Origin of the sequence: Bifidobacterium miconisargentati (assembly GCF_019331675.1) — a bacterium.
GTDB lineage: Bacteria > Actinomycetota > Actinomycetes > Actinomycetales > Bifidobacteriaceae > Bifidobacterium > Bifidobacterium miconisargentati.
This window is the reverse complement of sequence record NZ_JAHBBJ010000015.1, coordinates 55,732-76,790: the sequence shown is the minus strand read 5'-3', so window position 1 is coordinate 76,790 and position 21,059 is coordinate 55,732. Positions and strand designations below refer to the sequence as shown.

Annotated in this window: 20 protein-coding genes, 2 tRNA genes and 1 pseudogene; 9 read left to right on the top strand and 14 right to left on the bottom strand. The window is 55.5% G+C overall.

Annotation, left to right across the window (positions count from 1 at the left end):
* Positions 1-197: 197 nt before the first annotated feature.
* Both KIH81_RS09715 and KIH81_RS09710 read right to left on the bottom strand, forming a co-directional pair.
* Positions 198-1,043, bottom strand: a complete 846-nt coding sequence (locus KIH81_RS09715) for an alpha/beta fold hydrolase (protein ID WP_214305128.1) — start codon at positions 1,041-1,043, stop codon at positions 198-200.
* A gap of 17 nt (positions 1,044-1,060) precedes the next feature.
* The gene (locus KIH81_RS09710; protein WP_109057899.1) at positions 1,061-1,693 is read right to left on the bottom strand and encodes an NUDIX hydrolase family protein; all 633 of its coding nucleotides are present in this window, start codon (positions 1,691-1,693) and stop codon (positions 1,061-1,063) included.
* Positions 1,694-1,906: 213 nt separating this feature from the next.
* On the opposite strand from KIH81_RS09710, the gene trxA reads away from it, so the two are divergent.
* The 5 genes from trxA (at position 1,907) to KIH81_RS09685 (ending at position 6,086) form a co-directional block, all read left to right on the top strand.
* Positions 1,907-2,278, top strand: coding sequence for a thioredoxin (trxA, locus tag KIH81_RS09705; protein WP_214305127.1), 372 nt, complete (start codon positions 1,907-1,909; stop codon positions 2,276-2,278).
* Positions 2,279-2,484: 206 nt separating this feature from the next.
* Positions 2,485-3,483, top strand: coding sequence for an aggregation-promoting factor C-terminal-like domain-containing protein (locus KIH81_RS09700; RefSeq protein WP_214305126.1), 999 nt, complete (start codon positions 2,485-2,487; stop codon positions 3,481-3,483).
* Between the two features lie 702 nt (positions 3,484-4,185).
* Complete coding sequence (locus KIH81_RS09695) at positions 4,186-4,731, top strand: hypothetical protein (RefSeq protein WP_214305125.1); 546 nt, start codon at positions 4,186-4,188, stop codon at positions 4,729-4,731.
* Between the two features lie 123 nt (positions 4,732-4,854).
* Positions 4,855-5,466, top strand: a complete 612-nt coding sequence (locus tag KIH81_RS09690; protein WP_338024757.1) for an arsenate reductase/protein-tyrosine-phosphatase family protein — start codon at positions 4,855-4,857, stop codon at positions 5,464-5,466.
* 194 nt (positions 5,467-5,660) lie between these two features.
* Complete coding sequence (locus tag KIH81_RS09685; protein ID WP_214305123.1) at positions 5,661-6,086, top strand: hypothetical protein; 426 nt, start codon at positions 5,661-5,663, stop codon at positions 6,084-6,086.
* Between the two features lie 119 nt (positions 6,087-6,205).
* Here the strand turns inward: KIH81_RS09685 and KIH81_RS09680 are convergent.
* Positions 6,206-6,278 (bottom strand) — tRNA-Asn (locus KIH81_RS09680).
* A 43-nt stretch (positions 6,279-6,321) separates the two neighbouring features.
* A tRNA-Asn gene (locus KIH81_RS09675) sits at positions 6,322-6,394 on the bottom strand.
* Positions 6,395-6,687: 293 nt separating this feature from the next.
* On the opposite strand from KIH81_RS09675, the gene KIH81_RS09670 reads away from it, so the two are divergent.
* From KIH81_RS09670 to KIH81_RS09655, 4 genes are all read left to right on the top strand, one after another.
* On the top strand, positions 6,688-8,184 hold the full coding sequence (locus tag KIH81_RS09670; protein ID WP_214305122.1) for a hypothetical protein: 1,497 nt from the start codon (positions 6,688-6,690) through the stop codon (positions 8,182-8,184).
* Between the two features lie 152 nt (positions 8,185-8,336).
* Positions 8,337-8,864, top strand: a complete 528-nt coding sequence (locus tag KIH81_RS09665; RefSeq protein ID WP_214305121.1) for a helix-turn-helix domain-containing protein — start codon at positions 8,337-8,339, stop codon at positions 8,862-8,864.
* 35 nt (positions 8,865-8,899) lie between these two features.
* A complete protein-coding gene (locus KIH81_RS09660; RefSeq protein ID WP_214305120.1) occupies positions 8,900-9,460 on the top strand; it encodes a PIN domain-containing protein in 561 nt (186 codons plus the stop codon).
* A gap of 75 nt (positions 9,461-9,535) precedes the next feature.
* Complete coding sequence (locus tag KIH81_RS09655; RefSeq protein WP_214305119.1) at positions 9,536-10,522, top strand: FRG domain-containing protein; 987 nt, start codon at positions 9,536-9,538, stop codon at positions 10,520-10,522.
* An 80-nt stretch (positions 10,523-10,602) separates the two neighbouring features.
* Here KIH81_RS09655 and KIH81_RS12400 read toward each other — a convergent pair.
* From KIH81_RS12400 to KIH81_RS09605, 10 genes and pseudogenes are all read right to left on the bottom strand, one after another.
* Positions 10,603-10,845, bottom strand: a pseudogene (locus KIH81_RS12400) (glycosyltransferase); the annotation flags it as partial.
* 251 nt (positions 10,846-11,096) lie between these two features.
* Positions 11,097-11,555: a hypothetical protein gene (locus KIH81_RS09645; protein WP_214305118.1), complete on the bottom strand. Its 459-nt coding sequence runs from the start codon at positions 11,553-11,555 to the stop codon at positions 11,097-11,099.
* Positions 11,556-11,663: 108 nt separating this feature from the next.
* Complete coding sequence (gene rfbA / locus KIH81_RS09640; protein ID WP_214305117.1) at positions 11,664-12,566, bottom strand: glucose-1-phosphate thymidylyltransferase RfbA; 903 nt, start codon at positions 12,564-12,566, stop codon at positions 11,664-11,666.
* A gap of 66 nt (positions 12,567-12,632) precedes the next feature.
* Entirely contained in the window at positions 12,633-14,081 is a 1,449-nt protein-coding gene (locus KIH81_RS09635; protein WP_214305116.1) for a sugar nucleotide-binding protein, read from the bottom strand.
* Positions 14,081-14,944 carry an Abi family protein gene (locus KIH81_RS09630; protein WP_214305115.1) on the bottom strand — a complete coding sequence of 288 codons (864 nt, stop codon included), beginning with the start codon at positions 14,942-14,944 and terminating at the stop codon, positions 14,081-14,083. Before KIH81_RS09630 ends, KIH81_RS09635 begins: the two co-directional genes overlap by 1 nt.
* Before the next feature lie 75 nt (positions 14,945-15,019).
* Positions 15,020-16,039, bottom strand: coding sequence for a dTDP-glucose 4,6-dehydratase (gene rfbB / locus KIH81_RS09625; protein WP_214305114.1), 1,020 nt, complete (start codon positions 16,037-16,039; stop codon positions 15,020-15,022).
* Positions 16,040-16,349: 310 nt separating this feature from the next.
* The gene (locus KIH81_RS09620) at positions 16,350-17,813 is read right to left on the bottom strand and encodes an oligosaccharide flippase family protein (RefSeq protein ID WP_214305113.1); all 1,464 of its coding nucleotides are present in this window, start codon (positions 17,811-17,813) and stop codon (positions 16,350-16,352) included.
* Positions 17,806-19,062 (bottom strand): hypothetical protein, encoded by a 1,257-nt coding sequence (locus KIH81_RS09615; protein WP_214305112.1) that lies wholly within the window; start codon positions 19,060-19,062, stop codon positions 17,806-17,808. The genes KIH81_RS09620 and KIH81_RS09615 overlap by 8 nt, the downstream gene beginning before the upstream one ends.
* Complete coding sequence (locus tag KIH81_RS09610) at positions 19,046-20,170, bottom strand: phosphotransferase (RefSeq protein ID WP_214305111.1); 1,125 nt, start codon at positions 20,168-20,170, stop codon at positions 19,046-19,048. Before KIH81_RS09610 ends, KIH81_RS09615 begins: the two co-directional genes overlap by 17 nt.
* Positions 20,171-20,221: 51 nt before the next feature.
* Complete coding sequence (locus tag KIH81_RS09605) at positions 20,222-21,058, bottom strand: glycosyltransferase family 2 protein (protein ID WP_214305110.1); 837 nt, start codon at positions 21,056-21,058, stop codon at positions 20,222-20,224.
* Between the last annotated feature and the right edge of the window lies 1 nt (position 21,059).

Sequence of the window (21,059 nt, the reverse complement as noted above, 5' to 3'; positions counted from 1 at the left end):
GATCAACCCCACCGCGTTCCTTCTGAACCCGTCGTCGTAACGACGCCTGCGATCCCCAGACATGAGAAACCGCACCTCCGATCACCGAACCAGAATTACTCCAATCCAACAATCAGGGTGCGGTTCAGATACGCGGTTGCTCCCCTCAGTCGGCTTCGCCGCCAGCTCCCCTCAGCGAGGGGAGCCAAAGATGCCCCTCAGCGCTCCTGCACGCGCCTGACGAGCGAGAGCAGTGCGCGGGCCACGGTGTCGGGGTGCTCCACGGCGCTGAAGTGGCCGCAGTCAGGGATGGACACGAATTCGGCGCCGGCGATCTTCTCGGCGAGCGGCTTCATCACGCTCGGATTGCTGGTGGGATCGTTCTCGCCGGATACCACCACGGTGGGTACCGCGATGGTGGCCGGCACCTCCCCCATTTCGGGGCGGCCGTAGGTCATGCGCTGACGCCAGGCCAGACCGGCCGGACTCTGCTCGCCGATCCATTTGGTCATCGTCTCGATGAATTCCGGCGAACGCTTCACCGTGGAATCCCCTTCGGCGGGGCGTGCGAAGTGCATGACCGGTTCCACGGAATCGGTCTCCTCGGCGGCGTTGGCCATGGTCAGGCGTCCCTCGCCGCCCGTGCCGTCGGATGCGGCCATCGTGTCGCACAGGGCCAGACCGGCCACGGCCTCGGGGTGCAGGCGCTGGATGTCCATCGCCACGTAACCGCCCATGGACAGGCCGACCCAGATGGCCTTGTCGTATCCAGCGGACTTCACCAGGTCCACATAGGCCCCGGCCAGACGGTCCAGTGCCTCGCTGTACGCGCCGTTGGCCATACGCGGGCCGGAATCAGCCTCGCTCGGCACCGGAGATTGCCCGGAACCGGCCATGTCCGGCGCCCAGATGGGGAACGGCGGCACGTCGTCCAGATCGGCGAAGTCGGCGAGCGCCTTCGCGCACACGTCCCACATGCGGTGGTCCACCGGGTAGGCGTTCATCAGCACCACCGGCACGCCCTCGCCGTCGCGGATCACATGATTGGCCAATTCGATTGTCATTGTCGCTCCTTTTGCACCTATACCCCGGCCCAGGCCAGCGCCTGACGCACGATGCGCCCGTGGCCGTTGACCATCTGGGCGATGAACGTGTCCATCATGTCGCTCTTGGGTGCCACCCACTCCACATCCAGCGTCTCATCCTGCGGCTTGCAGTCGCCGGCGATCGGCACCACGTAGCACAGCGCGATGGCGTGCTGGCGCGGATCGTAGTACTCGCTCAGTCCCGGTGTGGGGAAGAATTCGGCCACGGTGAACGGTTGGAGCGAGGCGGGCAGCATCGGCAGGGCGATATCGCCCAGGTCCTTGGCCACGTTGCGGGCGATGGCCTCGCGCAACGTCTCGTGGAACAGCACGCGGCCCGTGATCAGCGTACGTTCGATGGAACCGTCGTCGGAGACGCGCAGCAGCGAGCCGACCTGGGCGATGCGGCCCAGATCGTCCGTGCGCACCGGCACGATCTCCACGTAGGCGATGGGCATCTGGTGGCGGGCCCTGTTGATGTCCGCCGGACCGAGCCATCCCGGCGGGTTGCCGTGGCCCGAGCCGCCTCCATGGATGAAGTCCTCGGGCGTGATGTTGTCGAATTCTCCGCGGTTGCGACCGGCGTCGTAGTCGCCCTCGTCGGGCACTTCATCATTCATGACTGGCATGCCTCCCATTATCGCGCGAAAGTCGTATGTGCGGTGGAGGCATCCCGAATATTCCCCGCATCGCGGAAGGCGCGGCGACCCCGGACGCCACGACCTGTTCGCCTCGGGGCAAAAATGTTGGGTGGTGCTGGAAAGCTGGTACGCAGCACAACGGAAGTTCCCATTCACCTCACGCCCCGCGCGTGCCCGCTATATAAAGAGGAGAGAAGCATCATGGCAACCAAGGCCATCACCTCAGCCGATTTCGAGAAGACCGTGACCGACAACGAGATCGTGTTCGTTGACTTCTGGGCCACGTGGTGCGGTCCGTGCCGCGCGTTCGGCCCGATTTTCGAGGCCGCGTCCGATAAGCCGGAGAACGCGGACATCGCTTTCGTCAAGGTGGACATCGACGCCAACCAGGATCTGGCTCAGGCCGCCGGCATCCAGGCCGTGCCCACGCTGATGATCGCCAAGCAGGGCGAGGTCATCTTCCAGCAGGCCGGCGCGCTGCAGGCCGCCGATCTGGACGACCTGATCGCCCAGGCCAAAGCCCTCGACCTCGCGGCCGCCAAGGCCCAGGCCGCCGCCGCTCAGCAGGACTGAGCCGCCACTGTCCGGCGCAAACCTCCCGAAAGCGCCGGACAAGTGCCCCAACTTTCCAACCGCCACCATATGTGGCGGTTTTTGTTTTTCGCAGACACTACATCTAGGACGCATCCACCATCGCCGCTTGCCGTTCATCCACTCACCCGCCTATCATGGAAGGCAGTGTGTGAAATCCAACCGGAGCAATCCGACCAAGGAGCGCAATGTCGAAGCACGTCAGGCATACCCCCCTGCTGAAATCCCTGAGCAAGCGCCAGTGGGCCAAGGTCGCTGCGGCGATCGCGGCAGTGGGATTCATCGGGGCGGCGGGTGTGGTCTCCCGTAACTTCTATCAGAACGACGCACCGAAGTCGTTCTCCGACGTCACCGCCTTCTCGGCCACCGATTCCGCGGCCTCCCGTTCGGCGGCCCGCGGCGCCATCGACAGCGCGGACAAGAACACCACGTTCGTCACCGTCAAGATCAACGGCGACTCGCGCACGGTGCTCGGCGAGAAGCAGGACATGACCACCGTCAAGGACGTGCTGGAAACCGGCAACATCACACTCGAACCGGATGATGCGGTGAGCCCGTCGCTCAAGACCAAGGTGACCGAGGCCACGGTCATCACCATCGACCGTGCCGGCGCCGATGTGGAGACCAACGAGACCGCCATCGCCTTCAACGAAGTGCGCAAGGAGACCTCCAGCCTGCCCAAGGGCCAGGAGAAGGTGGAGACCGAGGGCGAGAACGGCATCATGGAGACCACGTCGCTCGTCACGCGCGCGGGCGGCAAGATCGTCTCCTCCAACGTGTTCGCTTCCTGGGTCAAGAAGGCCCCGGTGGACAAGGTGATTCTGGTGGGCACCGGTTCCTCCTCCATCACCGTGGCCGCCAATGATCTGGGCACCACCACGCCGGCCGGCGAGATTCAGTCCTGGGCGCACGACTATTTGCTGGCCAACGGGTACACCGAGGAGGACTTCACCGCGGCGAACTACATCATCAGCCACGAATCTGGCTGGAGCCCCACCGCCACGAACCCCTCTTCCGGCGCGTATGGTCTGGCGCAGGCCTATCCCGGCAGCAAGATGGCCTCCGCAGGCGCTGACTGGCAGACCAACTACCAGACCCAGTTCAAGTGGTTCATCGACTACTGCAACCAGCGCTACGGCGGCATCACCGCGGCCTACAACCACTGGATCACGTACAACAACTACTGATCGGCCGGCAACCGGCACCGGTTCATCGGCAGTAAACCCGCACGACATGGTGCGGGTTTCTTTTTGCCTTGTTGACTTGTTAAGCCAGTATTGACATGCCCTATTCTCGGCTCCCCCTTGTCAGGACATTGCCGCGAAGCAAACGGCAATGCCGTTTGTAGGCAATGTGCGAGGCGACAGCCGCGCCAACAAGCCGCGAACGGAGTTCGTCATTAATTGCAGAACGAGCTGTCGGCGAAGCCGACTGAGGGGTAGTCCAATGGAAGCCTCGCATCACCGTGCGGGGCTTTTTGTTTTGGCATTTCCGTAGCGGCGTGTCGCTATATGGACGCAGGACGGCCGCTCTTGCGCTTACCGAATGGTAGCCAGAATCCCAGTGATTCCTAAGGTTTTCACGAGGTACAACAACACCCAGTAGAGACCCGGTCGGCCTTGCGCCACTTCACACCCCCTTCAGTTGCCTCATACGGCCGAAATTCGTCGGACGGGGGCATGTACACTAGGGGGCGTTTGCACGGGGAATCCCCTCAACGCGGCATAACAGAAAAATCGAACGCAGGAACAGGCCGGATGCTTCGGCGGCACTTGCACGGCAGGTGCGCCCCACGGCCCGCGGATTCCGATATTTCGCCAATAGCTCCTTTCCACAGGCGGCATTGTGCGTTGCGTACACCGCATCGGGGATCACATAAGGAGAAAAGCATGACCAAGAAGATTCTGGCCGTTCTGGCCACCATCGCGGCGGCGCTCGGCCTGAGCTTCGCCGCCAACACCGCATTCGCCGTGGACGGCGATAGCTACGGCGCATCCGTGAGCGTGAGCGGCAACACCGCCACCGTGTCCTTCCCGGCCGGCGCATTCCAGCCGAACGAGCAGGTGACCGTGACCTGGGACGACGCCGTGGTGGCCGACGTGCAGCAGATCGGCCAGAAGACGTTCACCGCCGCCGCCGACGGCTCCCTGAACCTGCGTTACATCTTCAAGGACGGCCAGACCGCCGGCCAGACCATCACCGTGACCGCCGTGGGCGCCCAGACCGGCTCCCGTACCGCGCAGATCACCGTGCCGGCCACCGGCACCGGCGACCAGTCTGGCAACGGCGAGAACGGTTCGACCGGCACGCTGAACGGCTCCGGCACCACCGCCAACACGGGTGCCTCCGTGGCCCCGTACGGCGTGGCCGCCCTGATGCTGGCCGCCGCCGGCATCGCCCTGTTCGCCGCCCGCAAGAGCGCCAACCAGCACTGAGCGCAACCATGCGCTACCCTCTTGGCTCCCCTTGTCAGGGGAGCTGTCACCGAAGGTGACTGAGGGGTAGTCTCAAATGGTAAATAATTCAACCGGGAATCACTTCCGATTCCCGGTTTTTTCATGCCTTGTTTGTTCGCAGCATTGTGCGATAGAAAGGAACATATGCAGCTGCTTTTCGTATGTACCGGTAATCAATGCCGCTCGGTAATGGCCGAATATTATTGTCGATTCCGTCTGGCTCAATTCGGTGTCGACCCCGAAAATACCGCCGACGCCATCACCGTTTCCAGCGCCGGTACGCTGCAATATCCGCCGCACGCCGCCGACCCTCTGGCCATCGACATGCTTGCGTCCGACGGCCTTGACGCCGCCGCGCACCGTTCCACACCGATCAGTACGGAAATCAGTCGCGCCGCCGATCTCATCCTATGTTTCGAACGCGCGCAAATCTCCGAACTGCTGGGGCAGAATCCCGCCGCCGTGCGCAAGACGTTCCTCTTCGATGATTTCGTCAATGCGTGCGCGTATCTAGGCAATCAGGGCCCGATTCCTGGTGACTCCCTTGAAGCCAAACTGCGCGAGGTGATGGATTCCATGTCCATGATCCGCCCGTTCCTGCCCGCCGCGAATGAAACCGTGGACCCCCACCGCCAATCACGCGAGGTATTCGAGCAGGTGTACGCCGAAATCAAGCACGGCATCGACACCATATTCCATACAATCGGTGAGTAAATCAAACTTCTTATAATCAATAACCCTCACCTTGGCTCCCCTTGTCAGGGGAGCTGTCACCGAAGGTGACTGAAGGGTAGTCCATAAAAGATGCTGCAAATAAAGCAACTAAAGACCATTTATTTGTCACATATCCCACCCGCCAATACAATCAATAACGTACGCAAATAACTTCGACAAATAAGGAGCAAATCATGGCTTCTCTGCTGCAGGGTTTTGAAGAGGTCCAGCTGGTCAAGCCGGTGGGCAAGACGGTGATGACGGTCACCGATTCCGCCATCCGTTTCAACAAGGCGACCGTGGAGGTGCTTGGCTCCCCCGCCTACGTCAAGGTGCTCATCAACGAGAAGACCAGGCAGATCGCCGTGACCCCGGCCGCCGAAAAGGCCGATAACGCCGTCAAGTTCGCCAAGGCCGGCGCCGCCTCCGTGAGCGTGAAGGAGCCGGTGCTGGTCGAGGCCGTGAAGGCATACCTGCCCGTGGGCGCGGCCCCGGAGGGCGAGGTGGCCTACCAGTCCGTGAACGGTGCCGCCTACGCCGAGAGCAAGACCGTGATCTTCGACGTCGCCAACGCCACCGCCGGCACCATGAAGCGCCGCGGCCGCAAGAAGGCCGCCTGACGACGTGCTCGCTGTTACCGCCGACTCCTCAGGAAATCGGCGGTAACAGTCGCCCGAAAAGCAGTACAGCGCGAAACAAACGAAAAAGCCCCGGAGCAATCCGGGGCTTTTCTGTGAAGCTCCTGCGACTGGGCTTGAACCAGTGACCGTCCGATTAACAGTCGGATGCTCTGCCAACTGAGCTACGCAGGAATATTCAATTATCAATCCAACCAGTCACCCAGCTGGAATGAAGCTCCTGCGACTGGGCTTGAACCAGTGACCGTCCGATTAACAGTCGGATGCTCTGCCAACTGAGCTACGCAGGAATATCCGCACACAAGATTGCTCTTGCGCACAAGTCACATATCATACACAGTCTTCCGCAAAACGCAAATCATAGCCAAATCCTTGCGTGTCGCATCATTCTTAACGCATGACTTAACTCCCAAATCGTCCCGCATCCACTTTAGACTGCTTGAGATTGTTTTAGATTCCGCTATGCTCAAACCGTCCTTATCCCCTAGCGCCTTTGTTTCCAACCATACCCTCCTGCCAACCTCTTTGCCTCCCCTAATGCACCAAGCTCTGAATGGTTCAACTAATCCGGAAGACGTATGACATGATGACCGCTCCCCTCCTGCCGCCACGTTTGTTCACGCCACGAGACCGCTCGGATTATCTGTTTGCGCTGGCGTTGGTCGCGTTACCAGTTGATGGCACGGTCATCGGGTTCTATCAGCCGTTTTGGACGCCGATCAGCCCGTGGCTTTTGGTGGCCTATTGTGTGCTAAATCCGAGGCTGCTGTGGCAATCCGCCCGCAGTCATGCCCCGCTCATGGCACTGCCAATCGCACTGTTCGCCCTTTCCATTCCGGGTTGGATCGTGTTCGGATCCCACGCGAACGCAGTGCTTATGTCGCTATCCGGGGTGATTGCGGTGCCGATGTCAATAGTCGCGTTGTATATCGCGTTTGATCGCAAGCATCTGAGCTGGCAGGAGTCGATACGCATCATCATCGCCACTTACTGGTTCGCATTTGCCGTGGGCGTGGCGCAGTGGCTGGCGATTCGCATCGGCCTGACCAACATACAGAGCTATTTCAGTCACCTGATGGCCCGTTCGTATGTGGAGACCGGCGCGCATTGGGCGGGCGCCCACGCACGTCCGCAATTCCTGTTCGCCGAACCGAGCTACATCGGCATGCATCTGTTCGGCGTGCTGTTGCCGCTGTTCTGGCTGATGCGGCCACACGATTCCGTATATGCCAAACGCCTCAAGCACCTCATCGTGGTATTCGCCGCAGGCAGTGTGCTGATGGGCAGCGGCGTCAGAATCGTACTGGATTCGTTGGTGGCACTGATCATAGTCATCATCGTCGAGTTCCGCTGGAGCGATGCTGCACAGCGACGGAAAGGAACATTACTGCTGGGCGGGATGGCCACAGCCGGGGCCGTGTGCTGCGTTGCGGTACCGCGCCTGCAATCCATCATGACGCACGGCATCACCGGCGACAGCTCCTTCTTCGGCCGCATCTACCAGTCGCTGGGCCCGCTGGGCGGCATCATGGAACACCCATGGACCACACTGACCGGTTTCGGCGCCGGCAATATCGCCGACGCCATGCACGAAGGGTCGGCCACCGCCGCACGCATGCTGACGCTGCTGGGCACTGACCCGCGCGCGGCGACCAACTGGTACGCAAGCATCACCCCGAACACCGCCTGGACCATGAGCGCCTACACCAGCTTCATCACCGAATTCGGACTGATCGGGTTCATCGCATTCCTGACCGTCACGCTGCGATTCGTCACACGCGGTTCGGCGCCCCCATCCAGCACAGCCACTCCCGTTTCCGTCCGCCACTCCCCCAGCACGACCGCCAACGATCGATCCGACAGTCGCATCACCGCAGCGCCAGGTACTACGCCCCGCCCATGGACCAAGCTCACCATCTGCTGGCTCGTCCTGCTCGCCTACCTCTATCTCCAGTTCGAGGGCTACGCTTTCGCCGCCATTCCGCTGTTCGTATGGAGCACGGCAAATCGCAGGCATTGCAATCCCGTCGTCATTTCAAAATCGAGACCCCAAGGCAACGCCACAACCGACATATCATAACGACACTTCCATGCAGACTTGCATCAAAATCACTTTTCGATACGCACTAACCACGAAGCCACACACAACTTTGCGAATATTTCGTTTATCTGCCATACTGTATTTATCTACACATCCAGCGCAGGTATTCAAAAAGCACATAGGAGCATCGCATGGGAACACACAGCATTTCCAAAGATTCCGCAACATACTTGCCAAATGCGGATGATCGCAGACAGCTCATAGACATCAAGGAAGCTCTATCCGGCCGATTGTCAGAAGAAGCCCAAAAGACCGTAGATCAACAGTTTGACGAACTATCCTCCCAGGACGATTTCCCCGTGGCTACACTCAAAGTCGCCGGGGCACCAGCCCGCCCACTTACACCAGAGCTTGCGGATGTTCTGCTCAAAGTGGCCGACCAACTTTCACGCGGCAAAGCCGTGTTCGTCGCCCCGTATGATACACAGCTCACTACGCAGGACGCCGCGGATTTCCTCGGTATATCACGCCCCACTCTGGTGAAGCTTTTGGAGCGAGGGAAAATCCCATTCAAGAAGGTGGGCCGTCATCGCCGTGTGTTGTTGGCTGATTTGCAGGAGTATGCGGAATCTCGACACCAAGACAATCTACGCACATTCGTGGATATCGCCGCAGACGAAAATCCGAAAGCCACCATCGACAACCCCTTGGTCTCCTGACAAGGAATCGAATTCACTCCGAAAGAACGATTGTCATGAGCTTCCCAGTATTTTTCGATACATGCACCCTCTATGGCGAAATCGTCAATGATGCAATCCTCCGGCTCGCCGAAGAACGCTTCTTCACACCTTACTGGTCTCAAGACGTACTCATGGAGCTCGAACGAAACCTGGCACTGCGAGTCGGAGATACGCGAGCAGCCCGTCGCATCCATGCCATGACCACGGCATTCCCGGATGCGACAGTAGTCGGCTATGAGAGCCTCATAAAGAACATGACATGCGACGAGAAAGATCGACACGTCCTCGCAGCAGCGGATCATTCCCCCGCACAGACTCTGGTAACATTCAACCTCAAAGATTTCCCGGAATCATCCACCAAACCGTTGGACATTGAAATCAAGCATCCCGACGAATTCCTACTTGATGTGTTCGACCTTGACCCAGGCCGAGTGGCAAGGGTTTGCTACACCGCACTGCTCAGTTACAAGGACTATCCACAGACACCAGAAGAATACGCGCACATGTTGCAGCAGTCCGGACTGCCCGGCTTTGCCGAAAATGTCTATCCCGCTCTTGATGCTCTGAGTGAATAGACCCCCTGTACATGCTTGCTCATATCCCAGGATATCATCCCCCGCAGAAATTTGTTACATCAAGTAAGGGAAAAAATGAACATTAAAGATATTACATGGACCAACGAAAATAATATAAAGACTACACATGTAGATAATTTCATTCAATTTTTAACAGCAATTGATTCAGCAAGTGAAAAACTAAACGAACTATGCAAAAAAGAAATAGCCAACTTCAACAGACAACACTCAATAAATTATCCCGACAATAAAATAGAAACGCACAGAAATAGTATCTGGTTTCGAGGGCATAGCTCAATTAAATATGAATTAATACCTTCATTACTTAGGAAAGCCAACAACATTAACACGCAACATATAAGCGATTATCTTTCCTTTCTTCCAAACGATTTTGAATATATAGAACAATTCAAAGAAAATGCACTTCTATTATCCGACAATACAATGCCATATAATGCAAGCAAGATTGATTGGCTAGCACTAGGACAGCACTATGGCTTAAAGACTAGACTGCTTGATTTCACCACAAATCCTCTAGTCGCACTTTCTTTTGCCACAGATTATCCAATTAGAGGAGATTCTGCAGTTATTTATGTTTTCGATGCTCTCGCATACACAATTCATTATTTCAGCAGTTTTATTATAGAAGCCAAGACCGTTCCGAATATAATCCCAACTACATCCATCAATAATCATACCAAATATTTAGAATCCCTGTTCTCGGGAATTAATACGGATACCACAAATCTACCAATCCCTATAATCACGCTTCCATACAATAAGCGGCTTGTAGCGCAATCTGGCACTTTCCTTATGTGGAGGAACATGTATTCTATGGAGTCCATGCAAGATTCATTACGTTTTCTGTATCGAATAACTATTAATTGCGATGAGAAACTGGACGCAAATTTTGGCCAATATCTGAATCAGTATGGTTTCACCGCATCACACCTTTATGCCGATTTATCACATGCAGCCGATAAAATCAATCCAACAACAGATATATTATTCAATAATACTCCAATCGCAAAATTAACTCATAGTCGCTTTAAAAAAGCATGACAGATACTATTGACCGCATTCCCACCTACATGTTAATACTGCGGAGTATTATTGTTATACGAAATACACTAATCGAAAAATTAGTTAAGTTTATCAATCAAACAATCCCACCGCTCACCTATTCGAGCCATCGCGAAACATTCACGGTCTATCCAAGCGTTTCGCGATAGCCCAGTGAGCAAAGCACCATCAGACATAACAGCATCCAATCGCTTCGAAAATAACTCGGAGTCATCCATGACGACCAAATACCCGTTACGTCCATCGATAGCCACTTCAGCTGGTCCCGTAACGCAATCATATGAAATGATTGGCAGCCCCCAATTCTGAGCCTCTTACGCTTCTTTATCTGCCCGTGTAAGCGGCACGATAATATCCGCATGCCTACCGGACATTACCCGTGCACAATCGCGATTCTTAACACCATTATTGACATAGAAATTAAAGTGTTCCCATGATATGAATCTGGGTATGAGGAAATAGCTGTTTCAAAGAAAGCATATACATGGCAAGTAGCACAATCCACGGCAATAAGTACATCATACCCATGCGCCACTTAAATATGATTGCAATGCTACATACAGCATAGTTTTTCTACCGATAAAACCATTATATGACGTTCCATACGCAGACTCATAACCTGTATATCTTCATCACAAGAAAAAGAAGTAATCCCTTCTTCATTGTGGCTTAGTACTGTGACGACATATCCCTGCTGCACCAAATACGCAGCAATCTGAGTAGTCACGTATTCTGTACCACTAGTATGCGAAAAGTCTCCAATATAAAAGGTTATGGATGCCATGCCTTCTCCTAAAATCACAACCCTTCTTAAAAGGGTGATGACCACTTTCACCTTCATGGAAAGAACCGCGCACACCATCATCGCGATGGCATACAACAGTGTTTTTCTCCGCTGAATTTGCATGTACTCCGCTAGATACATCATCCCGACGAACATCATAAACCAGCCGCATTGCCCCGGATGAACGAAGAAGCCCATCGCGCTGCTGATGCCCCATTCGTGCGTCATTGCCTCCTAGGGGACAGCCGCAGCAGCGAACCAAAAGCCTGAGCGGCAGGCCGGTGAAATTATGGCCTGCCTCTCAGGTTCGTATCGCAATAATCGTCAGCAGTGATCTCAGTAATGATTGGGAATGAGCACGACCCGGCCTTCCGCTACGTCCATCAGATGCTGACCATAGGGCGACTTACCGTAACGTTCGGCTGACTCCACCAGCTCGTCGCGGGTGATCCAGCCGTTCTCGAACGCGATTTCCTCCACGACCGCGATGGGCAGACCCTGCGCACGCTGCACGGTGCGTACAAACTCACCAGCCTCATACAGGGAGTCCATGGTTCCCGTGTCCAGCCAGGCATAGCCACGACCAAGCGTGCGCACATTCAGCGCGCCAGCATTGAGATACATCTGATTCAGATCGGTGATTTCCAACTCGCCACGTGCCGAGGGCCGAACCTGCTTGGCGAAGTCCACCACACGCTCATCGTAGAAGTACAGGCCAGTCACCGCGTAATGTGACTTCGGTATCGCCGGCTTCTCCTCGATGGAAACGGCCTTCTTGTTCTCATCGAACTCGACCACGCCGTAACGCTCCGGGTCATCCACGTAATAACCGAACACACTGGCTCCTTCACCGCCTTCGGCCTTGGCGACCGCTTTACGCAAGGTGGTGCCCAGACCGTTGCCGTAGAAGATATTGTCGCCAAGAACCAGCGCACATGGTTCGCCATCGATGAACTCTTCGCCCAGCAGGAACGCCTGCGCCAGGCCGTCCGGGCTCGGCTGCACCTTGTACGAGAAGTTCACGCCATAATGCGAACCATCGCCGAGGAGGCGCTCGAAGTTCGGCAGATCTTTGGGCGTCGAAATGATGAGGATGTCCCGGATACCGGCCAGCATGAGCACGCTGAGCGGGTAGTAGATCATCGGTTTGTCATAGACGGGAAGCAACTGTTTCGAAGTAACCGTGGTCAATGGGTACAATCTGGTACCCGAACCGCCAGCCAGAATGATGCCCTTCATATGGGTTCCTTTCGATTCATACGGATTGATGACAGCGAGTGATGGTCAGAGCCAGATGGGACGCCTTTACTTAGCCAGTTCCCGGCTGACGTATGTTTTGAGTGTTTCTTCCCAGTTGGCGGGTGTGTAGCCGGCCTGGCTGATCTTGGTCAGGTCCAGCGCGGAATGTGTGGGGCGCGGGGACACCGGGTTCTTCGCGTTCGCGAAATACTCGGCCGTCGAAATGGGCCTGACCTTGTCGCCATTGCCGTTCGTCTGCTCGAACACGGCGGCCGCGATATCCGCCCACGACTTGACGGCTCCGGAGCCGGTCAGGTTGTACGTGCCATACGGCGCGTGGCTGTCGAGCAGGTGGAAGATCGCCTCCGCCATGTCACGGGTGAACGTGAGACGCCCATACTGGTCGTCCACCACCGTCACCTGATCCAACTGGTCGTCCGGGTCGGCGACACGGTTCGAGAGCATCATCATGGTCTTGACGAAGTTATGGCCCTCGCCGATCACCCAGCTACTGCGGAGAATGTAATGCTCCGGCGCGTTCGACACCGCGATATCACCCGCGGCCTTGGTCTGGCCGTACACGCCCAACGGGGCGAACGCCTCAGCCTCCGTGTGCTCCTCCACGGTGCCGTCGAACACGTAATCCGAACTCACATGCACCAGCGTGATGTGATGCTCCCGCGCCACCCTGGCCAGGAGGGCCGGGCCCTGCGCGTTGGCCTTCCACGCGATGGGACGGCCCTCACTGGTTTCGGCCCTGTCGACGGCCGTGTAGGCGCCCGCGTTGATGATCGTCCCATACAGGCTCCAGTCATACCGGTCATACGCGGCCGGGTCGGAGAAGTCGAACTCGTCGATATCCGTATACTCGAACCCCTCCAGACCATGCGCCTCCGCATAGGCGCGGATCGCGTGGCCCAACTGGCCGTTGCAGCCCGTCACCAGCGTGCGCTTCGGACTCATCGGCCGCGCATCCCTGAGCATCGGGTGGTGCAGGTCGGCCTCGCTGCGTTCGGACTGCTCCAGCGGGATCGGCCAGTGGATGTCAAGCTCCGGGTCCGCGAGGTTCACGAACGTGTACGTCTTCTTCTGCTCCAGGCTCCAGTGCGCGTTCACCAGATACGTGTACACCGTCCCATCCTGCAAAGCCTGGAAGCTGTTGCCCACGCCACGCGGCACGTAAATAGCCTTCGACGGGTCCAAACGGGTCGTAAACACCTGGCCGAACGAGTCGCCCGGACGCAAATCCACCCACGCGCCGAAGATCTCACCCGCCGCGATCGAGATGTACTTGTCCCACGGCTCCGCATGGATGCCGCGCGTCACGCCCTTCGTCGCGTTGAACGAGATGTTGTTCTGCACCGGACCGAAATCCGGCAACCCCAACGCCATCATCTTCCGACGCTGCCAGTTCTCCTTGAACCAGCCACGATTATCACCATGCACCGGCAGATCGAACACCAGCAAACCCGGGATGTTCGTCTCCGTGACCTTCAATTCCTTCTCGAAATCCACTACTCAAATTCCTTTCGATTTTTTACGCCGCTATATTCCTGAACAATCCGCCGAGGGTCAGCATGCTTCAAAGGTTCAGCCAAATCCGGTAGTGCAAGTTGGATGCAATCCGTTCCCAACGATCCCAGCACAAAAAGCATGTCCCTGCGGACCTTCGGGAATTCAACACGCAGCAAATTTTCCTCGTGCCCAGCACGATTTCGCACATTGCGTATGCTTTTCAACCTGTCTGCAAGCTCTCGACGAAGCCGGCTACCGCGATCATCCGCTTCACTCCCAGGTAATCGGGCGTTGCGCATTCGTTGTTCTTCCAATGCCCAAGCTGATTCCACGTTGGGGAATGCGCTCAAAAGCACCTGCGCCAGCTCGGCATCCTTATCCGCCCGTCTCAGCAGGCCATCCCACGCTCCAAACGTTAGCTGTGCGAATACGTCGTTCCTATTGATTCTGTCGTTATGCCGCGGATGAGACTGGTCGGACTTCCATAGCTGCTGCTTACGCAAAGCAGCGTTGCGAGCCTCTTCGAGATAATCGCGGCCATCGCCATTCAGTAGACGACGTATTCGATTCAACGGCAGGGAACGATTAACATCAATCCAATCAGATACCGGCGCGGGAGGCTGTTCACTTATCCATGCACAAAGACACTCATCAATGGAATTTCGTACGAATACCTCAATATAGGCAACGTATCCCATCACTAGAGTGGACATCCGAATATTCCACCGATACAGTTCTAGCGCAAGCGGCAACAACTCACTTTCGCCGCACCCCTCCTCCATGGAATCCTTGGCGTAATCCAGATACACCTTGAACCGCGCCTCCCCAAACAATCGGTTCAAAGTCTGAATATCGTTTTGCATCACACCCCCGTTCATGATAGGCTAGCCCTGTTATAGGGGCCGCCCACTTGTGGGGCGGCCGTTTTCATATTGACCTCACTGGCCCTGCTGCTTGTACTTGGCCTCGGTGGCGGCCTTGGCCGGCTCCCACCACGCGCGGTTGCCCGTATACCACCGGATCGTCTGCTCCAGACCCTTCTGGAAATCAGTGTGCACCGGCCTCCAACCCAACTCGGTCTGCAGCTTGGTCGAGTCGATCGCGTAACGGCGGTCATGGCCCGGACGGTCCCTCACCCAATCGAAATCATCCGGGGACTTGCCCATGACGGTGAGGATGTCACGCAGCACGGTCAGATTATTACGCTCACCATTCGCGCCGATCAGATACGTCTCGCCGATACGACCCTTCGTCAGGATCGTCCACACGCCCGTGGAATGGTCGTCCGTATGAATCCAGTCACGCACGTTACGGCCGTCACCGTACAGCTTCGGACGCAACCCATCCAGGATGTTCGTGATCTGACGCGGGATGAACTTCTCCACATGCTGATACGGACCATAATTGTTGCTGCAGTTGCTGATCGTCGCGCGGATCCCGAACGTGCGATGCCACGCACGCACCAACAAATCCGACGAAGCCTTCGTCGACGAATACGGGCTGGAGGGATGATACGGGGTCTCCTCCGTGAACTTCGCCGGATCATCCAACGCCAGATCACCATACACCTCGTCCGTGCTCACGTGATGGTACCGCACATCGTACTTGCGGCACGCCTCCAGGAGACGGAACGTGCCCTCCACGTTCGTCTTGAGGAACGGCTCCGGATTCGCGATGCTGTTGTCGTTGTGCGACTCGGCCGCGTAATGCACGATCGCGTCATGACCCGGCACGATACGATCCAACAACTCCGCATCGCAGATGTTCCCGTGCACGAACTCCACACGGTCACCAAGAATCGACTTGATGTTCTCCAGGTTGCCCGCGTACGTCAACGCATCCAATACCGTGACATGCACGTCCGGATGATTGTTGTACACATAGTGCACGAAATTCGAACCGATGAAACCACAACCACCAGTCACAATAATGTTCTTAGGGGAAAAAGATTCAGACATTCCCCCTATTTTACAGGGGGTATCCCCCTATCACCATCCCGCGCAGCACGAAAAGATCAGCATGATGGAAACCATCATCGCATCGTCATATCACTGGACGAGATTAATCGGTTATCGCCATCGTTCTCCAATAGCCACCGCAAACCGCCAGAGCATGCCGGACTAAAGCGAAGCGCATGAATCATTCGGAATACGGGTAGCAGCCAAGAGATCATAAGAATAATGAATCCATCTCACATGGCTTGAATTGGTATAGCGCGTTATAGCATAACGCGCTATTGCCGCCTTTCATTGCCTTTTCTTTACACGCTTACGCTTTGCGAAGTTTGCCACGCACCTTGCCGAGGACGCGATTAAGCAGTTCAAGAAAGAACCGATCACGTTCCATCAGCAGGACTGCCACGTATACCGCTCCCCCTTCCACAATCAGCAACATCAGGCTCAGTACCGATTCGCTCAGGACCAGCGCCGTCGCCCGCACGGCAATCAACATGACGATTCCGGCCACGAATTTCCCTATGGAGAGCCTAAGCACAGCAGGCACGTCGACCATGTCCCTCACTTGCACGTAGATCAGCATCACCACGCATCCCACCACCTCGGCGGCGACCGACGCAACAGCAGCACCGTCGGCCAGATATCGCGGTGTGAATACGAAGTTCAATCCGACATTCACAACTGCACTAATAAGCACGGCGGTAGAGTACACATTCTGCTTCTTAATCGGTATGAGGAACTGACATCCGGTAACGTTGCTCAACGCGACCGGTAACACGGAAAGTGCATAGATGGGCATAAGTACCTTGATCCTGTCGTATCCAGGACCATAGAACACCGGTACGAACACGTCCACGACGGCAATCAGACCAAACATAATCGGGATGCCTATGAGCCAGACAAACTGATAGGACTTCTCTATGTACGACTTCATCCGTACGGTGTCGTTGTCATGGAAAAGCTTGGACATCCTGGGAATCATGACGATACCCAGTGAGGTGACGACGGCGAGCGCCATCCTCACCACTTTCTCAGTCTGCTCGTAGTAGCCGTTCTCAGCGGCATCGACAGCAAACACACCAATCAGAGTCTTGTCAAGTACCGAATTGACCTGAATCGCTATCGTGGGGACGAACAGCAGCAGAATATCCTTGAGTTCCTTGAACGGCTTAACGTCCCTCGCATGAACCTTCTGCACTACGCTCGGCACATATGGCCAGATAGACAGGTTCGCAATCAACGTCATACCCGCAAGAATCAGTGTGTACACCCACACATCAGATTCCTGGCGCACAAAGACAAACAAGAGAATTATATTGAAAATCTTGGCCACAGTGTTGCGGAAGACGATTCGACGAAAGTCCTCCATGCCTTGGAAGAACCATGTGATATCAAATGCGACCGCAACCAGATAAATGAGTTGCAACCAGGCAATGCCTCGATACTTGGCGATGTCGGAAAATAGATATGCCATGTACACGGCGCAGCATGAGAGAGTCGTCACACACCGAAAAATCAGGATCTCATAAAATTTGACGCTTCTGGCGTACGGATCGTCCTGATGATAGGCAATGGTACGTTGCCCATAGGTGGCCGTTCCCATAGCGGCGATGATCAGGAAGTACGAAATAATCGAATAGGTGTAGCTGTATACGCCGATGCCTTCCGCCCCCAGCACACGCGAGACATACGGAGTTGTAATCAGCGGGACAATCAGAATCAGAATTTGGTATGCGGTGTTCAACAGATAATTCACCGCCACGCTGTTTTTACTCATGCACTAACCTCGCCGCATAAATCCAACCAGTCAATAAGCTCCACACAATAAAAGTGTCAGATGATATAGGGCCTCGCACCACCCAAAGGTTCGCAAATCCGCCAACCATAATCGCAATCAGAATCATGTCATATTCACGCAGTTCGCCGACATCACGGCGGACGCCTCTCAGCCCCGTCAGCACCGCACCGACGAACAATGTCAGCAACGCAAAAACCGCGAATAGGCCACCCTTGGGCAACAGTGTATAGAGGCCGTTATGCGCCAGCGGAATTTCATTGTTCGTCACCATATCAACCCAGTTGTAAGGCACGAATTGAATTTCGATGCCTTTGCCCAATCCCTGGCCAAATAGCTTATTCAGAAAATCAGAGCCAAGCCACTGCTTCGTGGCAGCCTGCATCTCATAGGCTCTCCAATTGTTCATGGCGGAAGTTACCGAGTCGATGTCCTGTTTGGTGTTGATCTCGGTTGCGGAATACGCTATCTTTCCGACAAATGTGGCGGTCATACTCTCAGGAAGAGCGAAAAGGAGAATGGCAGTCAGCACACACAACGATACGGCTATGACAGCCACGGCCTTAAGAATCCTGCCCTTGTCCTCAAGGTAAGCCAACGAGAGAACCGAAAGAACCGCGAAGACGAGAAGCGGCTCAAGGATGGCGATTCTGCCGAATGACAGCGCGATCTGGCACATCATCAGCAACAGCAATACGGCATCAATGCCCTTGGAGAACACAATCCGTTTAAGAACGAACCGTTCAAAAGCCAAAATCGGCAGAATAAAGCCAATCTCGTATACGCATACGTCGAAAATCTGGCGGATAGCCGAGAAGTCGAAGGTGATATGAAGAGCGAACTGTACAAGGCAGCTGAGCGAAACGAATCCTCCGAACAGATACAGCGTCCTCAATAACGACCTATGGTCATTATCATGTTCCCTGCGAAACAGTTCATAACCGATGAAAATCCATACAAGGCTTGGAACAATGTAGTACAGATCGCGAACCACGTCGCGCGCGGGGTGAAAAACAAACCCTATCACCGACGCATAGACGACGAACGACAAGAACACAAACAGTCCCGGAATCCTCATAACGTTCATTCGGTATAGACCGAACCGCATAATCCACAACGCGCACCCAGCAACAACAAGCACGAAATAAAGCTGGGAATTCGTCACGAAGACGCGAGCGCACAACAGGACAAGCAACGGCCAATGGATAGAACGGTCAATCCTTATCCGCATATCGTCTCATCACCTCCTTCAACATGTCGATTCGGCATGTGCGTAATTCCATCTCGTCCTCATTCTCATGACCGCGGGAGAGATACAGATCGATCACCGCGAGGAGATACAGCAGCATGCACCACAAACGATCGCCATGCAGCAGCTTTTCCACATGCTTGTCACCCATGTAATCATCGAGAATACGCCGCATATCACGACGCTTGTGGACGAAGAACTGCGTCTGCATATAAAAATGGCATGCATCGAGATAGGGAGGATACGTCCTTTTCGCGTATTCAAAGTCGAACACGGCAATGCCTTCCGGCGTATCGGCGATGTTCCATGGGGTAAAGTCACCATGGTGGAAACCGAAGTCCACCTCTTCGCCCTCATACCGCCCTATGACGAAATCGACGGCCTTGCGCACCACATCCCGTTCATCCGCGTCAGAAATACGCTGAATCACGCCCTGTAGGTGACGAAGCTTTTCATAATAATCGGTATCCTCGAATCGCATCCGTTGTACGGTTCGGGTATGAAGATCTGTCAGGAAAGCCCGATGCCGCGCGGTCAAGATCGTGGTAGTCCTCTTCACATCACTGACATTGGTCTGGCAGAACAATGTCAGGCCGCCAATCTGACCGCAGTACAGTGCCTTCGGCACCCGGTTCACGCCGTGGTCATGAAGATAAAGCAGATTCCCCGCTTCCCGTTCGAACAACGCTGCCACTTCAGGATTGTCCGTAGCCTTACAGTACGCAAGAACCTGGGGGCCTCGAGAAATCTGCATGACCACCTTTTGATGCGCACCGGGAGTACCGCCGAAGAAGGAACAGTCGACCGGCCCACCAAACAAATCAGAGAACAGCATGCGAATTCCCGGAACCAGTGAATAGTTCGCACGAACGAATCCCAAGGCTCGGCATATAGCTGGGGAATGATGGATCAGCGGGAATGCAAACTTGACTGCCTTGCCCTTAAGCGCAGTCGGTTGATACAGTCCGAATGCGGTTCGTACGAAAGAGTCGCGGATGAGCCACCGTTTGCCCGCACTGTTGTGCAGATCATAATAGGCAGCCCCGTGTTTCTCCTTCAGGGCGATTGTCTCGATGAGATCCGTGTTCATGTTCTTCCTTGGTGATGCGGCTGTTGCTCATCGGCCGTCGACGTACGGCTTTCAGTGCTTTTTGGACTGGTACCACTTATGCTGCAGGCGCTTAGAAAGCAACAGAAGATTCAGCGCCAACCCCCGGTATCCGCTGTACGTTTCCAAGTAGTAGACACGGCTTTTATGGAATTCCGCCAAGCGTCTCCTCGGATCGCCCTTCTCCGACTCGATATGCATGTGATATGCCTTCAAATCCGCGCAATAGTATTCATGCAGCCCCTCATGCGCCACTGTGGCGGCGAGGATTGGCTCCTCGCAGTACAGGAAAACATGCTCATCGAAATAACCGACGCGATCAATGAAGTCCATACGCACGAACAGGCAGCAGCCAGATACCTTGCGGCAGTATCCCGATACGCTGGAATCGCCCATGTAGAGGCGCTTCTTAATCTTGTTCCGCACCAATTCGATGGGCCAAAGAAGTTCCTCACGGTAGTTGGGCTCACGCATGGGGTTTTGATGCAGCCCGTCCATGTCGATGATGTCAGTCCCCAGCACGGCGATCGAAGGGTCGGCATCCATAATGGCGACGGCATCCTTGACGTAGTGCTCGTCTCTGATCTCCATGTCGGGGTTGATGATCATGGCATAGTCACAGCCCAAGGATGCGGCACGGCGGAGACCGACATTGTTGCCGGCGTTGTATCCACCATTTGCGCCCGATTGAATAAATATGCATCCATTGTCGGCGCATGCCTGTTCTAGGCCGGTAACGTCTTCAGTGGACTGGTTGTCCACTACGATGATCTTCAGATTCGTATCGGCCTGTTTTTTGAGGTGCGCAATGCAGCGCACACAGTAGTCCGAGGAGTTGTAGTTAAGAAGAATCGCGGCGGTTGTCGTCATG

Bases quoted from the DNA above. Each gene is read 5' to 3' on its own strand.
- KIH81_RS09685 (WP_214305123.1), top strand. From the start codon at position 5,661: ATGGCTTCTCTGCTGCAGGGTTTTGAAGAGGTCCAGCTGGTCAAGCCG.
- KIH81_RS09665 (WP_214305121.1), top strand. From the start codon at position 8,337: ATGGGAACACACAGCATTTCCAAAGATTCCGCAACATACTTGCCAAAT.
- KIH81_RS09690 (WP_338024757.1), top strand. From the start codon at position 4,855: ATGCCTTGTTTGTTCGCAGCATTGTGCGATAGAAAGGAACATATGCAG.
- KIH81_RS09700 (WP_214305126.1), top strand. From the start codon at position 2,485: ATGTCGAAGCACGTCAGGCATACCCCCCTGCTGAAATCCCTGAGCAAG.
- KIH81_RS09645 (WP_214305118.1), bottom strand. From the start codon at position 11,555: ATGACGCACGAATGGGGCATCAGCAGCGCGATGGGCTTCTTCGTTCAT.
- KIH81_RS09715 (WP_214305128.1), bottom strand. From the start codon at position 1,043: ATGACAATCGAATTGGCCAATCATGTGATCCGCGACGGCGAGGGCGTG.
- KIH81_RS09610 (WP_214305111.1), bottom strand. From the start codon at position 20,170: ATGAACACGGATCTCATCGAGACAATCGCCCTGAAGGAGAAACACGGG.
- KIH81_RS09605 (WP_214305110.1), bottom strand. From the start codon at position 21,058: ATGACGACAACCGCCGCGATTCTTCTTAACTACAACTCCTCGGACTAC.
- rfbB (WP_214305114.1), bottom strand. From the start codon at position 16,039: ATGTCTGAATCTTTTTCCCCTAAGAACATTATTGTGACTGGTGGTTGT.
- KIH81_RS09710 (WP_109057899.1), bottom strand. From the start codon at position 1,693: ATGCCAGTCATGAATGATGAAGTGCCCGACGAGGGCGACTACGACGCC.
- trxA (WP_214305127.1), top strand. From the start codon at position 1,907: ATGGCAACCAAGGCCATCACCTCAGCCGATTTCGAGAAGACCGTGACC.
- rfbA (WP_214305117.1), bottom strand. From the start codon at position 12,566: ATGAAGGGCATCATTCTGGCTGGCGGTTCGGGTACCAGATTGTACCCA.
- KIH81_RS09670 (WP_214305122.1), top strand. From the start codon at position 6,688: ATGATGACCGCTCCCCTCCTGCCGCCACGTTTGTTCACGCCACGAGAC.
- KIH81_RS09655 (WP_214305119.1), top strand. From the start codon at position 9,536: ATGAACATTAAAGATATTACATGGACCAACGAAAATAATATAAAGACT.
- KIH81_RS09695 (WP_214305125.1), top strand. From the start codon at position 4,186: ATGACCAAGAAGATTCTGGCCGTTCTGGCCACCATCGCGGCGGCGCTC.
- KIH81_RS09615 (WP_214305112.1), bottom strand. From the start codon at position 19,062: ATGCGGATAAGGATTGACCGTTCTATCCATTGGCCGTTGCTTGTCCTG.
- KIH81_RS09620 (WP_214305113.1), bottom strand. From the start codon at position 17,813: ATGAGTAAAAACAGCGTGGCGGTGAATTATCTGTTGAACACCGCATAC.
- KIH81_RS09630 (WP_214305115.1), bottom strand. From the start codon at position 14,944: ATGCAAAACGATATTCAGACTTTGAACCGATTGTTTGGGGAGGCGCGG.
- KIH81_RS09660 (WP_214305120.1), top strand. From the start codon at position 8,900: ATGAGCTTCCCAGTATTTTTCGATACATGCACCCTCTATGGCGAAATC.